This window comes from Schaalia sp. lx-260 (assembly GCF_021083645.1).
Classification (GTDB): Bacteria; Actinomycetota; Actinomycetes; order Actinomycetales; family Actinomycetaceae; genus Pauljensenia.
In genome coordinates, this window is sequence record NZ_JAJNRQ010000006.1 from 1 (window position 1) to 15,707 (window position 15,707).

Sequence of the window (15,707 nt, forward strand, 5' to 3'; positions counted from 1 at the left end):
CCACAAGAAAAACCCCGCAGCACCAAGGCCAGGCACACCACCCAACAAAACCCACCACAACCGGCAAACCCCATCAGGCGACAAACAAAAACAATACCCACCCCACCACACACACGTCAAACCAAAACACTATGACACCAAACACACAAACACAGAAAGCCCTCTAAAATCCCTCAAAAACAAGGAAAAGTCCGCGCAGAATCAGGGAACAGTTACCACTGCACACCCGTTTCCGCACGGACTTTCACTCAGCAAAGCCACACTCTCAGGAAATACACAGCCTCAAAAAACCTGTCAAGCTACCTAGCTTTTCCAAAAAGAAGCGATGGACCTCACAAAATATACGAAAGAAACTCAACAAGTACCTAAGTGTTCTTGTACAGGAATATCTACCGTCGGCAAATCACGAACAGCTTGCCGAACTGCACGCGAAACAGCTCGCGGCACACGCTCGTCAAATACGCCAGGAATAATGTAATTCGCACCGAGTTCATCAACCGAAATCACATCAGCAATAGCAACAGCAGCGACACGGAGCACCTCCGTCGTAATTTCTTTCACCTTCGCATCAAGCAAACCACGGAATAAACCAGGGAAAGCCAAAACGTTATTAATCTGATTCGGATAATCAGAACGCCCCGTTGCCACGATACGCGCATATTGAGCCGCAGCAATCGGATCAACCTCAGGAGTCGGATTCGCTAAAGCAAAAACAATAGAATCTTTCGCCATTGTTGCTACATCTTCAGCCGTCAAAATATTGCCCTGCGAAACACCAATGAAAACATCCGCATCACGCAAGCCCTCAGCTAACGAACCTTTCACACGACGAGGATTAGTATTTTCAGCCAACCAACGACGTGCCGGATGCATGTCATCAGATACTTCATCAGCATTCAAAGCACCCGAACGACCATAACCCACAATATCGGTCGCACCTTGAGCCATCAGTAATTTAATAATGGCATTACCTGCTGCTCCGACTCCAGAAACAACGATGCGCACATCCTCAATACGTTTCCCGACAATTTTGAGGGCATTCAGTAGTGCAGCTAAAACAACAATTGCTGTTCCATGCTGATCATCGTGGAATACCGGAATATCCAGCTCTGCGCGTAAACGCTCCTCGATTTCAAAGCATCGCGGCGCTGAAATATCTTCGAGATTAATACCGCCGTAAGCGGGAGCAATAGCTTTAACAATACGAACAATCTCATCGGTGTCTTTTGTATCTAAAACTACCGGCCAGGCATCAACGTTACCAAACTGCTTGAAAAGGACAGCTTTACCTTCCATAACCGGCAAAGCAGCCTCTGGCCCGATATCTCCAAGTCCAAGGACAGCTGTACCATCCGAGACAACCGCCACCGAATTTGCCTTCATCGTCAATAAATGCGCTTTTTGAGGCATGTCATGGATCGCCGTACATACGCGAGCTACGCCAGGAGTGTAGGCACGGGAAAGATCATCACGGTTACGCAACGGAACCTTTGAAGCAAGCTCAATTTTACCGCCAATATGTGACAGGAAGGTTTGATCTGCAACTGAAGAAGTCGCCACACCCGGTAATGAGTCAAGTACAGCTTCAACTTGTCGGCGGTGTTCAGAATCACGCATATCACAGGTCACATCAACGATCAGGCGTCCACGATCAGAATCGGCAACATCCAGCCCCTTGATCTGTGCCCCTGTTTCAACGACAGCTGCAACAACCCCAGCAATCGAAGTCTGTCCTTCATCCAGATCTAACCGATATGAAGCAGTATAGGAGGGCGAAGTACGCATAATACTCCTTGTATGATGCGGCTCAAAAGCCGCTAACGGACCTTATAACGTGACCATCGTAGGCATTTCATTTCTTTTGCTGACGAGTTGCATCACCTAGTGAGCAAATGAAAGTGAAGTCACATGCAAAAATTACGTAAAACACACTGTTTTTCAGCGTAGATTTGGGAGTTCTCTGCGCATATGTGTAGCTGCAAAAAACAGTATGAATTCCTAAGAAAATACTCACCTATAACCGGAGTCAAAAGGTCAGTTTCTGTATTTTCATACAAAATAGACGTTGTGAAGATCTTATTTGCCAAGCTGCACCGTTAAAACATTTTAATAAGGGCAGGTGGCAAGGTCCTTTGGCACAATGTTAAAGCGATTTTCCTTAATAGCGACAGTATTTAACGGTAAATTTCTATGTTCTGGCTGAAATATCAGCGAGAGAATAATGAAGCATCATATGGGTTCTTCGGGCTGCTTTCATGTGAGTATCGTTGATGTAGGACCCTTACTTCTTGCCTATTTTTGTGTGGCGCCTAGTCAAAAATCCCCATATCTGCGCACACAAAGTCTTAGTCTCTAAAAAGTGGGTATGACCGCGTAAGAGTGTGGCGATACTTGTTTTTTCACGTAGAAAACAGGTCAGAGTGTGTCCCGGTCCGTGTGGCTACAAGAATAAGTTCATACTCGTTAATGGTGTAAATCAGGAGCCAATCTGGTTGAACTGGTTGAATATGACATTCACGAAACCCTACATAATCGCCTTTAAGAGCATGATCTCTATGCCACGCAGGTAAGGAATCGTCGCTACATAAAGTTTCAAGAATCTTTTCCAGCAAAGACATATCCATGCCACACTTTTTCATCCGCTTATAGTCTCGGCAAAACTGTGAGGATACAGCCACATTGAGCATTAGTGTTTTTTTCTTCCTCATCAAGAGCATCAAAGAACGCTTTACACTCGAAAAACACTCCATAGGAATTTTCCCTGCAATCATGTCACGTACTTGTTCGCAAGCTGCCTGCGTGGTATCTGATACGTGAGAGCGCTTGATAGGAAAAGGAAACCCGCCCTCCATTAAAGAGGTGCGCAGAAAAATATTGATCGCATCTGTCACCGATATACCAAAGCTTGAGAAAAGAAGTTCCGCGTCCTCTTTTATTTCTGGTTCAACACGAATATTAATATGTGCTGTTTTTGGCATCACAGGTCACCTACACATTTACAGACGTAGAGCGTAACCATCGCGCACTAGGGTCTGCTCCCCTTCTTTCAGTGGGGAAAATTTTGAGTCATAAAAGCCCGCGAACGCATCAGTTTCTGAGCAAAAGACACATTTCTTTGCTGACGCGAAAGCAAACTGTAAAGCACAGCAACAACAAGGACAATTCCTTTAATTACCTGCGCACGATCAGAACCCACACCTAATAAAAGCAAACCATTATTAAGAACTGCCATGACAAGAGCACCCAGAACACCACCAATGACGCTACCTGTCCCACCTGAAATCGCTACTCCTCCAATAAAAACCGCAGCAATTGCATCAAGCTCCCATAAAGCACCATCTTGCGGACCAGCTGCCGTAGCTCGCGCCGTAAACAAAATCCCCGCAAGAGCAGCTAAAACTCCCATATTCGTCAAGACAATAAATTGAATCCGTTGCACATTAACACCGGATAAATGGGCTGCCACCGGATTACCACCCACAGCGTACACGTGACGCCCGAAAGTTGTTCTTTGTAACAGGAAATGGTAAATCACTGCCAGGATAAAAACCACAAGAGCCGATAAAGGAACAGCAGTTCCTATAGGACCTCGACCGAATAGCCATACGCATACGCTCACACAGAAAAACAAGAGCAGACAACGAAAAATAAACGAACTTTTGCGTACCTGCGCACCAGCACGCGCAATATTTTTCTGGCGTCGCCACTGATCGCACATAAAGATCAAGCCAACGCATAAACCGAAAATGCATGTCGCTATATCAACGCCCAAGAAACGACCAAAATACGGCAACGTACCTGACCCAAGAAATTGGAATTGCGTAGGGACAGGAACAGATAATGCTTGAGATTCCCATAGTAATAAACCTCGGAAAATCAACATACCTGCCAAAGTAATCACAAAACTTGGCACAGCAAAATATGCAAGAAAAAACGCGTGAAAAGCTCCAATACAACCGCCCAGCACAAGGCTCGCAGGAATAGCCAGCCAAAAAGGAATACCCCCGTGCGCCATTCCTAAAGCCATTGTCATCGAAACAAAAGCTCCGACAGCGCCAACCGACAAATCGATTTGGCCGATGATGACAACTAAAACCATGCCGATCGTCAAAACAAAAATATAGGAATTTCCTGCAAGTAAATTATGTAAATTCGATGCACTCAACATGTGCCCATGCGTCGCATACTCAAAGATGACAACAAGAACAATTAACACATTCGCTACAAGATACGTGTGCCTATTCCGTCCCAGGAAAAAGTCAAAGATATGCATAACGACTGCAGACTCCTTTCACCCGCGCTTCTTTACGATCAGGCGTTACTTCTGTCTGTTCCTTCGTACATCCCTATCCTATAGGGATATTGACAAATCCCGTTAAAAATATTTTTTTCTATCGAATTTATGAGGACAGCCCCGTACATGTGCTGACAAACTGATAGCGTAGGTACGTGGTTTTATATGGAGGTCCTTCTGGGTCACAAGCTTCACTGCGAGAAGCTAATAGTGTCCGGGTTGTTGATGCCATTCAGCGATATGGTCGTATCACACAGGTTGAATTGGCTGCTGTCACAGGACTTTCTTCCGCCACAATTTCCAATATCGTCAAACAACTTGTTGAACGTGGAGTTGTCGCCACAGAAAATACGATTCGCTCAGGCCGGCGCGCGCAGCTTGTCCATCTACGTACGCAATCCGCTTTAGCCGTCGGTGTTCATATTGCTAAACGTGCTCTGCGTATTGAAATCGCTGATGCCTCCCATACGGTTACCGCCGAAAAAGTACTCCCCCTGCCTACAGATCACCGGGCGGATACCACATTAGATCGCGCGGCCTTATTAATTTCTGAATTAACAGATGAAATGGGGGTCCCCCTTGATGAAATTGTCGGCATTGGTCTAGCACTACCGGCCCCCATAGACCCGCATACTCGTAATATTTCAGTCCGCGGCATCATGCGCGACTGGGAAGAAACCGATATTCGTCATGTTCTCGAACGTCGTCTGGGACGCCCTGTTCTTGTAGAAAATGACGCAAATGCTGCTGCAATCGGTGAGTACCTCTACGGGAATCTTCGCGGGTACAGTGACGGCGTATATATTCGCGCTTCCTACCATTGCGGCGCGGGCATCATGCTCAATGGGAAACTCCATCACGGTCCTCATGGGATTGCTGGTGAAATCGGACATGTACAGGTAGATCCCCTCGGACCAATTTGTCAATGCGGGAACAGAGGATGCCTCAATACCGTTGTAGGCGCAGATGCGCTGATAGATCTTTTACGCGTATCACGAGGACATTTATCTTTACGTGATGTGATTACCTTAGCCAATGATGGTGACCCTGGATGCGTGCACCTTATTTCAGATGCGGGCACCACGATTGGTCAAGTTGTCGCTAACCTCATCACATGGCTCGATACGCAACGTATTGTCGTCGGAGGTGAACTAGCGGAAACAGGTGATATTCTCCTGGCTCCCCTTTCCTCTGCGATTCGTACGCGTCCTCTTTTAGGGTATGAGCGTGTCAGTGTCGTACAAAGCGCACTGCATGGAACCGCAGAATCAAAAGGTGCACTTGCTTTGGCCTTGCAAGCTTTTTCTGATCCAATCACCGCAACATCGGAGGTTGCCTGATGCTGAATGAAACTCCCCTGTTGGAACTCAGAAAAATCACGAAACGCTTTGGCGGAGTCGAAGCCCTCGTTGATGTTCACTTACGTGTTAATCGACATGAGGTTGTAGCACTCGTTGGTGACAATGCAGCCGGTAAATCAACTCTTGCACGCATTATTTCCGGCGTGCTTTCACCATCTTCAGGCCTTATTCGTTTAGATGGGCAAGCCGTTGTTATTCCAAATACGCAAGCTGCTTTATCTATGGGAATTGCTCCTGTTTTTCAAGAACTTGCTTTATGTGACAATTTGGATGTGGCCTCGAATATTTTCCTTGGGCAAGAGCAACGCCAAGGATTTTTTCTTGACGAGGCATCAATGGTGGTGCAAGCACGCGAGTATTTAGATCAGCTCAACTCACGTATCCCCGATGTGACTGTTCCCTTGTATGAGTTATCAGCTGGGCAACGCCAGTGCGTGGCTATCGCGCGAACACTTGTGTCAAGACCTCGACTTGTCATCCTTGATGAGCCAACAGCCTCACTATCAGTAAGTCAAACCGCCGAAGTTCTGACGCATATCGAACGGCTCAGAGATCTGGGGCTGGGTGTCATTTTTATATCGCATAATCTCACAGATGTGACAGCGGTTGCTGATCGAGTAGAGGTCCTTCGGCATGGCCGTAATAATGGCAGTTTCACAGCCCAAAAAACAGCAATTGAAGACATTATTGCTGCAATTACAGGTGCAACTCGCGTGAAATAACCCGTCTTTCTTTCCTTCTGGCATTTTCTCTGTGTTTTCAACGCTTTCAGTAAAATCTGAGAAACACAAAGGTCGGACCAAAGCATAGCTTTGACCCGACCTTACGAATGTGATGGAAGTAGTAAAAATTTACTTCTGTGCTTTTTCGACAAGCTTCAAACGAATCTCATCATTCTTGTACACGTCAGCAGCATTTTCTGCGGTCACAATCTTGGGTGTGAGCAAGAATGATTTCACAGGATTGCCTTTCTTAGACTCGTATTGGGTCTGATCTAGCGTGGCTCCTTCAATCTTCGGATTGTCATTCCCCTGTGCCAGGGCAACAGCTAATGACACCGCATCTTTGACTAACGGGCGGGTATCTTTGAAAATTGTTGAGTACTGACGGCCTTGGACAACCCATGTAACGGATTCATCCTCAGAGTCTTGACCGGTAACTACAGGAATTGACTTCCCAGCCTGTTCAATGGCGGTAATAATGGCGCGACCCAAGGTGTCATTCGGTGAAAGAACACCTGCAGGAACTGCGTCACCTTGATAAGTGGATGTCAGCAAAGCTGCCATGCGGTCCTGCGCATTTTTTGGCAGCCAGCCTTGTGTTGCTACTTGAGTGAAATCGCTTTGTCCGGATTTAATCACAAGTGTTCCATCATCGACTTTTGGCTGAAGAACATCCATCGCACCGTTGAAGAACTTCAACGAGTTAGAGTCATCAGGGGAGCCAGCAAAGACTTCAATATTCCATGGCTTATTCCCGCCTTTTGCTTCTAGTCCGTCAAGCAAAGCTTTACCTTGGAGCTGGCCCACACCAAAGTTATCGTAGGCGATGTAATAGTCCAGATCTGTTGTATTTGTGAGCAAGCGATCGTAAGCAATAACTTTGATCCCTGCAGCTTTGGCTGCGGCAAGTTGAGTACCCAGCTGAGAGCCATCAATTGCACCGATGACAAGGACTTTCACACCATTTTCAATCATTGCTGAAATTTGGTTTTGCTGCTCAGCGACACCGCCATTGGCAAATTGAATCTGACAATCCACCGATGCTTCTGCACAACTTGTCTTAAATATTTCTTCAGCTTCTACCCAGTTTTGTGAAGTCTTTTGAGGCATCGCAATACCAATTGACACTTTACCGGTCATTGCTCCTGATGTAGCACCTTCACTACTAGTCGCAGTATCGGCATTACGTGCTCCACATGCACTCATTGTGAGGGCAAGAGCCGCGGCTGCTCCAAGCGCAGCAATATTTTTCCATGTTTTCATGGGAGATCCTTCTTCGGTTGTTTTCATACATATGTGTGCGTTATCCGCACGTTGTCCCTTACGGGGCTTGGGAACGTGAGTTCCATGCCGAGGCGTACCGGCTCCGTCGGCTCTGACTGTCCTTGGTATGTGTACGCATCGGAAATCTGTTTTCTGATTTTCAGTTGTGTTCCGTGAAAATCTGGGGAAATAGCTACGCTGAGGTTTTCATCGCCTGATCTGTTGTCTTTTCTTGCTGTCGCGCACGCGCATTCATGAAAGTTCCAATAATCGAACGCCGTCCTTGACGTTTGGAGTACACATCTAATGCCACTGCAATCAGGAGGACCAAACCTTTAATCATCTGTGTTTTATCTGAACCAACCCCCAACAGTTGAAGGCCGTTATTTAAGAAAGCCATCACAAGTGCGCCAACCATTGTTCCGCCGATGGTTCCAATACCACCAGATACAGCGGCTCCACCAATGAAAACGGCAGCAATCGCGTCTAATTCCCACATATTGCCATCAGCGGGACCTGACGCTGTGGAGCGACCGATAAAGAGGATGCCAGCAATAGCGGCAAGGAAAGCAGAGTTACAGATGACAAAGAAATTCGTTTTCACAACTTTGACACCGGTAAGTTCAGCAGCAGCTTTGTTGCCACCAATGGCATACACAGAGCGTCCAAGTATTGTGCGTTCTGCGATAAATGAATACACCAAGGCAAGAACAACAACAATGACGCCCGGTATCGGGAAAGATGTGCCTTCTCGTCCTGTCGCAAAAATCCAGCCAAAAGCAATAATCACAATACTGATGACGACAGCGCGCATTAAAGGAATCCACAGGGGCACTGGAGTGTGAGCGAGTTCTGATTTCCTTTTATGTGAACGTAATTCTGCGATAACCACAGCAGATGCGGCCAAAACTGCAAGAATCATGGTTGGTAAGTTAAAAGGAATGACCTCGGGAGCAATATCAGGTAAATAACCTGCACCAAGGGTTTGGAAAAGTTCAGGAACGGGAACCGTTAATGAATGGCCGATAAATTGGTTCATTCCTCTAAAAAGAAGCATCCCAGCTAAAGTAACGATGAAAGCAGGAATTCCCCATTTTGCTACCCAGAATCCTTGCCATGCGCCTATAAGGATTCCCAGAAGCAAACCAATAATGATTGCCAGCCAAGGGTGAACCCCATAATCCCTCATCACGACAGCAACAACAATGCCGACTGTTGCTGCGACAGAGCCAACAGATAGATCAATATGGCCAGCGATAATAACCAGAACCATACCGATCGCAAGAACCAAAACATACGTATTGCCAAGGACAAGATTCATAAGATTTTGTGCTTGGAATACTTTGCCGTCAGTTGTCCATTGAAAATACAGAGCAATGGTAATCAGCGCAGCGATCATTCCGAATTGACGGAAATCGCCTCCAAAGAGTTCTTTCATATTCTTTTTCATGGGAGCAAATCCTCATTATCGCTCGTCGTTGAGGGAGTGTGTTGAAGTCATCAAATGCATGAGGGTTTCTTGAGTAGCCGACTTCGTGGGTACTTCGCCGGTTACTTCTCCCTCAAAAATTGTGTAAATACGATCAGTAATTCCAAGAAGCTCTGGTAGCTCTGAAGAAATCACAATGACTGCTTTCCCTTCATCGGCAAGAGCTTGGATGAACGTGTAGATTTCGTATTTCGCACCAATGTCAATACCGCGGGTAGGTTCGTCAAGAATCAAGACTTCAGGATCAGTGAACATCCATTTGGCGAGAACCACTTTTTGTTGATTTCCGCCTGAGAGTGTTCCAACACCTGTCGTGACACTTGGAGCTTTAATTCGCATGCTGTGACGGTATTTTTCAGATACGCATACGCCTTCATGAATATTGAGAATCCCGTGGTGGGTGATTTTTTGAGGACGAGCCGACACAATTGATTGATGAATCGTATCCAGCAAATTTAAGCCAAGCATTTTCCGATCTTCTGACAGGTATGCAATACCGCAGTCAATTGCTTCAGGAACGGATTGAGCTTTCACTACTTTTCCATCGATACAGATTTCACCTGATTCAAAGATTCCGTATGAACGTCCGAAAATAGAACGAGCCAATTCAGTACGACCGGCCCCCATCAGACCTGCAAGTCCAACGATTTCCCCTGAACGCACGTCGATGGAGGTTCCTTTGCAGACCCAACGATCCGTGTTCATGGGATGACGTACCCACCAGTCGCGAACAGAAAACTTCACATCGCCAATGCGAGGAGTGTGTTCAGGAAAACGATTATCGAGAGGTCTTCCGACCATCAGACGAATAATGTCATTTTGGTTAAGAGGCCCTTTTTCTGTGTCCATCCACCCGACAGTTTTCCCATCACGTATGACGGTTACAGCATCAGCTACTGCAGAAATTTCATCGAGTTTGTGCGAGATGATAACCATAGAGACACCGCGTTCACGTTGTTTACGCATGATGTCGAGCAGATGAGCAGATTCTTCTTCATTCAGCGCTGATGTAGGTTCATCCAAAATAAGAAGCTTCACATCTTTTGCTAGCGCTTTCGCAATTTCAACAAGTTGTTGTTTGCCGACTCCTATATCTTTGATGAGGGTATCTGGGTCTTCATCAAGACCAACTTCTGCCATATATTTCCTGGCACGTTTACGTGTTTCGTGCCAGTTAATAGCGCAGTTTTTTACGATTTCATTTCCCATGAACATGTTTTCCGCGATGGATAGTTGCGGAATGAGGGCTAGTTCTTGGTGGATGATGACGATACCGTGCTGTTCAGAATCACGAATAGTTGAAAAACGTACTTCTGTTCCTTCAAAAAGGATGTGTCCGCTATATGTTCCGTGCGGGTGAACCCCAGAAAGGACTTTCATTAAAGTCGATTTTCCTGCACCGTTTTCACCGCATATTGCGTGAATTTCTTCTGCACGTACATCGAGGTTCACATCATCTAAAGCAACGACGCCCGGAAAAACTTTAGTGATGTTACGCATCTCTAAGACCCGACGTTCGTTTCGTTGTCTCAGCATGTGTTCTCCGTTGAATATGGGTGGTTGCGAGTCTTCAATGCCTCGCATGTCCCCAGTGTGCCCTTTTTTCCCTCCGAATATGCTGAAAAAAGCAAAGAATCTACGGTTTGTAATCAAATCGTAATATTGCGTTTAAGAAGTAAATTCAATATCTACTCAGTATCAAACAAAACAACTCAACTGTCCTCCGCACTAATTCCTCATCAAAAACACAAAGCCTTCAATGCAGTGCACACAAAAACACCTCACTACAGAAAAACCCTGTGCCACTCAATGTGACACAGGGTAAATCCACATAAAAACGAAAGAATCAGACACCAATCATTTCCATAATCAGCTCACGAACACGAGCCGCATCAGCCTTCCCCTTCGTTGCTTTCATAACAGCACCCACAAGAGCACCAACAGCTTGAAGTTTCCCACCCCGAATCTTCTCAACAGCATCCGGCTGAGCATCAAGCGCCTCTTGAACTGCAGCTACCAACGTGCCTTCATCAGAAACAACTTCCAAGCCACGAGCCTCAACAATAGCTTCAGGGTCACCCTCACCTGCCAGCACGCCCTCCAAAACCTGACGAGCAAGCTTATCTGTCAAACGTCCTGAATCAACCAAAGCCTGCAACTGAGCAATCTGTTTCACGGTCACTGGTAAATCAGCCAGTTCAACTTCTAACTCTTTAGCACGACGAGACAACTCGCCCATCCACCACTTACGCGCTGCCGTGGCCGAAGCACCTGCCGTCACAGTTGCCTCAATAAGCTCCATAGCACCCGCATTGACCACATCACGCATCTCAACTTCTGTACAGCCCCACTCAGCACGCAAACGGCGACGCTTTGCTACAGGAAGTTCAGGTAACGAAGCCCGCAACTGCTCAACCCATTGCGCGTCAGGAGCCACAGGAACCAAATCTGGCTCAGGAAAATAACGATAATCCTCAGCATCCGACTTCACGCGCCCCGAAGAAGTAGAACCATCCTCCTCATGGAAGTGACGCGTTTCCTGAATAACCGTACCGCCCTGCGAAAGAATCGCGGCCTGACGCTGAATCTCAAAACGCACAGCACGCTCAATACCACGGAAAGAATTCACATTCTTCGTTTCTGTGCGCACACCTAAAGGCGCGTGAGGATCCGAACGCAAAGACACGTTAATATCAGCACGAACATTACCCCGCTCCATACGAGCCTCAGAAACATCCAAAGCACGGAAAATATCTCGCAACGTCTGCACATAAGCACGAGCCACCTCGGGAGCACGATCCCCAGCTCCTACAATTGGGCGCGTCACAATTTCAACCAAAGGAACACCTGCACGGTTGTAATCCACCAAGGAATAGGCAGCACCCTGAATACGCCCTGTCGCGCCTCCCACATGCGTGTTCTTACCGGCATCTTCTTCCATATGAGCACGTTCAATCTCTACACGGAAAAGCGTGCCATCTTCCAGTTCAACATCAACCCAACCATCGGAAGCAATTGGTTCGTCATACTGAGAAGTTTGGAAAGCTTTTGTCAGATCAGGATAAAAATAGCTCTTTCGAGCAAAACGACAGCTTGACGCAATACTGCAGTTCAAAGCCAGCCCAATCTTGACCGCATACTCCACAGCGCGAGCATTAACCACCGGCAACGACCCCGGCAGTCCCAAAGAAACCGGAGTAACATACGTATTCGGATCTCCACCAAAAGCGTTAGGAGCCGCATCAAACATCTTCGTTGCGGTCCCTAATTCAACATGAACCTCAATGCCAAGAACTGGATCAAAGGCGGCCACTGCATCCGCGTATTCCATCATATCCGTCATCAGAGTACTTCCTCCCACTGTGCAGCTGGACAATTACCAGCAATGTCATCCGGTGTCAGCGCTTCAACTAAAGCAGCCACCTCATACATACGAAGATCATGATGCGCAGGAGCAAGAACTTGGAAACCAATAGGCAAACCCTCATTATCGCATCCCACAGGAATACTCATCGCAGGAATACCAGCAAGATTCGCTGGAATTGTAGCAACATCGTATAAGTACATCGCCATAGGATCATCCACCTTATCGCCCAAACGGAAAGCTGTCGTTGGAGCGGTAGGCGACACAAGAACATCAACATCAGCGAAAACCCGGTCAAAATCACGCTGAACGAGTGTACGTACCTTCTGAGCAGAGCCATAATAAGCGTCGTAATATCCCGCCGACAATACGTGAGTACCTAAAATAATGCGACGCTTCACTTCATCACCAAAACCAGCTTCACGTGTTGCAGCCATCACACGCTCAGCAGTTACCGGCCCTTGTGTTGGTTCCACACGAATGCCATAACGAATACCATCAAAACGAGCAAGATTCGACGATACTTCAGCCGGCATAATGAGGTAATACGCAGCCAACGCATACTCAAGGTTCGGGCATGACACTTCAATAACTTCAGCACCTGCCGAACGTAAACGCTCAACTGTTACCTCAAAAGCAGATTGAACCTCAGCCTGATAGCCCTCACCTGAAAGTTCTTTGACCACACCCACTTTGAGGCCCTGTAATGAACGCGTATCCGCTACCTTGCACACCGCATTATGAAGATCCGTTACAGGCGCGGTCAAAGATGTTGAATCCAAAGGATCATGACCACCAATAAGTTCCGTCAATGCAGCAGCATCAGCAACTGTACGTGTCACTGGCCCAATCTGATCCAAAGAAGAAGCCATCGCAACCAAACCATAACGCGATACCCCACCATATGTAGGCTTCGCACCTACGGTTCCCGTCACCGAAGCAGGCTGACGAATCGAACCGCCCGTATCAGAACCCAACGCTAAAGGAACCATGTAGGCGGCAACCGCTGCAGCAGAACCGCCACCAGAACCCCCAGGAATACGTTCAGTATTCCACGGATTACGTGTCACTCCGAAAGCTGAATGTTCCGTTGAGGACCCCATAGCAAACTCATCCATATTTGTTTTACCCACAATAGGTAAACGAGCAGCTTTAATACGTTCCACAACAGTGGCATCATAAGGAGGAATCCACCCCTGAAGAATTTTTGAAGCACATGTCGTCGGCATACCACGTGTCACAATGTTATCTTTAACAGCAATAGGAATACCGGCCAGAGGATGCAATTCCTCACCTTGAGAACGTAAAGCATCAACCTCAGCAGCCGTCGCCAAAGCTCCTTCACGATCAATATGCAAAAAAGCGTGAATACGGCCATCCACGGCCTCAATACGATCAAGACATGCTGTTGTCAGTTCTACAGCCGTTATACGTCCCTCACGAAGATCAACAGCAAGTTCACATGCAGATTTCTTTAATAATTCATTCATCAGTCAGTCTTCCTCCAAAATCTGCGGAACCATGAACATTCCGTCCTCACTGGCCGGAGCTTGAGCCATCACTTCATCTCGATCTAAAGTCGGACCAATTTCATCAGCACGCCATACATTTGTTAAAGGAATCGGATGAGAAGTAGCGGGAATATCCGGCGTTGCCACTTCAGATACTTTAGCGACAGCTGAGGCAATCGCATCAAGTTCCCCAGCAATACGGATAATCTCTTCTTCAGTCAATGCAATACGGGCCAAACCTGCAACGCGGGCGACCTCGTCGGTACTCATACGTGACATAGTGCTAATCCTAACGAAAACCGCAGCAAAAAAGGCGCGCCAGCCAGGTGGCGATATTGAGATTTCAGGTGAAAAGTCACATACGCACACTCATACAGACCTATTCAGTCACTGAATACGTGCGCGTAAGAAAGTTTCCCAAGCTAGGCTAAATTCATGTGGACTTTGAAAAAGCCAACTCTGCCGCAAGTGATATCTACGGTCAAGACCGTGGGAAAAGCTCTGCTCCTCACACAGGCAGCAGCAGTAGTCACAGTTCATGCGATTGACCGAATGCGTAAACGCCGCATACCCGGCGGCAGACATGGATTTCCCACAGTCTCCCCAACTGACTCACAGATTTTCGATAACACTGTACGCACATACACTGAAGGCCTGTCTTTATACTCTGACATGTTGGCGCATATTGAAAACGCCACATCACATATTTACTTTGAAACCTTTATCTGGCGTTCAGATGAATGGGGACAAAAATTCAAAGACGCACTCATATCTGCAGCGCGCAGAGGTGTCGATGTATATGTCGTATATGACGGTTTTGGCGTACTCAACCAAAATCCTTTCTTTTATCGGATGCCAAAAATACCGCACTTATACGTCCGACGTTTCCCAGAAATACGTTTAGGAATGCTCCTCCTCGATTTACGTAGAACAGGCAGGGACCACCGTAAAATCCTCGTCGTCGATGGGAAAGCTGCTTTCGTCGGAGGCTACAACATCGGTATTCCTTTCGCAGAAGAATGGCGTGACACCCACGTGTGTATTACCGGACCTGCAGTATGGGAATTAGAAAACGGATTTGTTGATTTCTGGAATCACTTCAAGCTCCGCCACCACCCCCGCCTACCTGACCAAGGCGCACGTGAATGGCACACAGAAATCACCGCTGCTTTTAATTTACCTTCGCGTTTGTTATACCCAGTTCGAGGGCTCTACATTGACGCTATTGAAAGAGCTACTGATCGTATCCTCATCACACAGGCGTATTTCATACCTGACCGTGAGATCCTCAACGCCTTATGTGCGGCAGCTCGACGCGGCGTAAAAATTCAGGTCCTTATCCCCGAATATTCCAATCACATAATGGCAGACTGGGTTGCTCGCCCGTACTACGGTCAATTATTACGGTCGGGAATTGAAATATGGCTCTACCGTCATGCGATGGTCCATTCGAAAACTATGACAGTAGACGGACGATGGTCCACCGTTGGCACAGCAAATATTGACCGACTTTCACTGCAAGGAAACTACGAAGTCAATATGCAGTTCCACTCACGTGAACTCGCGCAACATATGGAATTCATATTCCGCAATGACCTCACCACTGCTCGCAAACTCACCATTGAAGAATGGGAGAATCGCTCGTGGACAACGAAGGCTCTGGAATACATCCTTCATCCATTTGAATTTATGGTGTAGTTTCC

The 15,707-nt window shown here is 47.0% G+C and carries 12 protein-coding genes; 3 read left to right on the forward strand and 9 right to left on the reverse strand.

Features of this window, described 5'->3' with window-relative positions:
* Positions 1–354: 354 nt before the first annotated feature.
* The 3 genes from LRP57_RS07335 to LRP57_RS07345 all read right to left on the reverse strand — a co-directional run bounded on the left by LRP57_RS07335 (position 355) and on the right by LRP57_RS07345 (position 4,273).
* The gene (locus LRP57_RS07335) at positions 355–1,785 is read right to left on the reverse strand and encodes an NAD(P)-dependent malic enzyme (protein WP_231205892.1); all 1,431 of its coding nucleotides are present in this window, start codon (positions 1,783–1,785) and stop codon (positions 355–357) included.
* A gap of 614 nt (positions 1,786–2,399) precedes the next feature.
* The gene (locus tag LRP57_RS07340; protein ID WP_231205893.1) at positions 2,400–2,978 is read right to left on the reverse strand and encodes a type II toxin-antitoxin system mRNA interferase toxin, RelE/StbE family; all 579 of its coding nucleotides are present in this window, start codon (positions 2,976–2,978) and stop codon (positions 2,400–2,402) included.
* A gap of 68 nt (positions 2,979–3,046) precedes the next feature.
* A complete protein-coding gene (locus LRP57_RS07345) occupies positions 3,047–4,273 on the reverse strand; it encodes a sugar ABC transporter permease (RefSeq protein WP_231205894.1) in 1,227 nt (408 codons plus the stop codon).
* Positions 4,274–4,449: 176 nt separating this feature from the next.
* Between LRP57_RS07345 and LRP57_RS07350 the strand changes: the two genes are divergently transcribed.
* Positions 4,450–5,634 carry an ROK family transcriptional regulator gene (locus LRP57_RS07350; RefSeq protein WP_231205895.1) on the forward strand — a complete coding sequence of 395 codons (1,185 nt, stop codon included), beginning with the start codon at positions 4,450–4,452 and terminating at the stop codon, positions 5,632–5,634.
* On the forward strand, positions 5,634–6,377 hold the full coding sequence (locus LRP57_RS07355; RefSeq protein ID WP_231205896.1) for an ATP-binding cassette domain-containing protein: 744 nt from the start codon (positions 5,634–5,636) through the stop codon (positions 6,375–6,377). Before LRP57_RS07350 ends, LRP57_RS07355 begins: the two co-directional genes overlap by 1 nt.
* 129 nt (positions 6,378–6,506) lie before the next feature.
* Here LRP57_RS07355 and LRP57_RS07360 read toward each other — a convergent pair whose 3' ends face one another.
* The 6 genes from LRP57_RS07360 to gatC all read right to left on the reverse strand — a co-directional run bounded on the left by LRP57_RS07360 (position 6,507) and on the right by gatC (position 14,283).
* The gene (locus LRP57_RS07360) at positions 6,507–7,640 is read right to left on the reverse strand and encodes a substrate-binding domain-containing protein (protein ID WP_231205897.1); all 1,134 of its coding nucleotides are present in this window, start codon (positions 7,638–7,640) and stop codon (positions 6,507–6,509) included.
* A 193-nt stretch (positions 7,641–7,833) separates the two neighbouring features.
* Positions 7,834–9,090 carry an ABC transporter permease subunit gene (locus LRP57_RS07365; RefSeq protein WP_231205898.1) on the reverse strand — a complete coding sequence of 419 codons (1,257 nt, stop codon included), beginning with the start codon at positions 9,088–9,090 and terminating at the stop codon, positions 7,834–7,836.
* Positions 9,091–9,105: 15 nt separating this feature from the next.
* Positions 9,106–10,713: an ATP-binding cassette domain-containing protein gene (locus tag LRP57_RS07370; protein ID WP_442984719.1), complete on the reverse strand. Its 1,608-nt coding sequence runs from the start codon at positions 10,711–10,713 to the stop codon at positions 9,106–9,108.
* Between the two features lie 262 nt (positions 10,714–10,975).
* Positions 10,976–12,472, reverse strand: a complete 1,497-nt coding sequence (gatB, locus tag LRP57_RS07375; protein ID WP_231205899.1) for an Asp-tRNA(Asn)/Glu-tRNA(Gln) amidotransferase subunit GatB — start codon at positions 12,470–12,472, stop codon at positions 10,976–10,978.
* Positions 12,472–13,983, reverse strand: coding sequence for an Asp-tRNA(Asn)/Glu-tRNA(Gln) amidotransferase subunit GatA (gene gatA / locus LRP57_RS07380; RefSeq protein ID WP_231205900.1), 1,512 nt, complete (start codon positions 13,981–13,983; stop codon positions 12,472–12,474). Before gatA ends, gatB begins: the two co-directional genes overlap by 1 nt.
* Before the next feature lie 3 nt (positions 13,984–13,986).
* On the reverse strand, positions 13,987–14,283 hold the full coding sequence (gene gatC / locus LRP57_RS07385) for an Asp-tRNA(Asn)/Glu-tRNA(Gln) amidotransferase subunit GatC (protein WP_231205901.1): 297 nt from the start codon (positions 14,281–14,283) through the stop codon (positions 13,987–13,989).
* A 156-nt stretch (positions 14,284–14,439) separates the two neighbouring features.
* On the opposite strand from gatC, the gene LRP57_RS07390 reads away from it, so the two are divergent.
* The gene (locus tag LRP57_RS07390; RefSeq protein WP_231205902.1) at positions 14,440–15,702 is read left to right on the forward strand and encodes a phospholipase D-like domain-containing protein; all 1,263 of its coding nucleotides are present in this window, start codon (positions 14,440–14,442) and stop codon (positions 15,700–15,702) included.
* Positions 15,703–15,707 lie beyond the last annotated feature (5 nt).

Excerpts from the sequence above, each read along its gene's own strand:
- LRP57_RS07335 (WP_231205892.1), bottom strand. The coding sequence starts at position 1,785 with ATGCGTACTTCGCCCTCCTATACTGCTTCATATCGGTTAGATCTGGAT.
- LRP57_RS07360 (WP_231205897.1), bottom strand. The coding sequence starts at position 7,640 with ATGAAAACATGGAAAAATATTGCTGCGCTTGGAGCAGCCGCGGCTCTT.
- LRP57_RS07370 (WP_442984719.1), bottom strand. The coding sequence starts at position 10,713 with ATGCGAGGCATTGAAGACTCGCAACCACCCATATTCAACGGAGAACAC.
- gatA (WP_231205900.1), bottom strand. The coding sequence starts at position 13,983 with ATGAATGAATTATTAAAGAAATCTGCATGTGAACTTGCTGTTGATCTT.
- LRP57_RS07340 (WP_231205893.1), bottom strand. The coding sequence starts at position 2,978 with ATGCCAAAAACAGCACATATTAATATTCGTGTTGAACCAGAAATAAAA.
- LRP57_RS07355 (WP_231205896.1), top strand. The coding sequence starts at position 5,634 with ATGCTGAATGAAACTCCCCTGTTGGAACTCAGAAAAATCACGAAACGC.
- LRP57_RS07345 (WP_231205894.1), bottom strand. The coding sequence starts at position 4,273 with ATGCATATCTTTGACTTTTTCCTGGGACGGAATAGGCACACGTATCTT.
- LRP57_RS07390 (WP_231205902.1), top strand. The coding sequence starts at position 14,440 with ATGTGGACTTTGAAAAAGCCAACTCTGCCGCAAGTGATATCTACGGTC.
- LRP57_RS07365 (WP_231205898.1), bottom strand. The coding sequence starts at position 9,090 with ATGAAAAAGAATATGAAAGAACTCTTTGGAGGCGATTTCCGTCAATTC.
- gatC (WP_231205901.1), bottom strand. The coding sequence starts at position 14,283 with ATGTCACGTATGAGTACCGACGAGGTCGCCCGCGTTGCAGGTTTGGCC.
- gatB (WP_231205899.1), bottom strand. The coding sequence starts at position 12,472 with ATGACGGATATGATGGAATACGCGGATGCAGTGGCCGCCTTTGATCCA.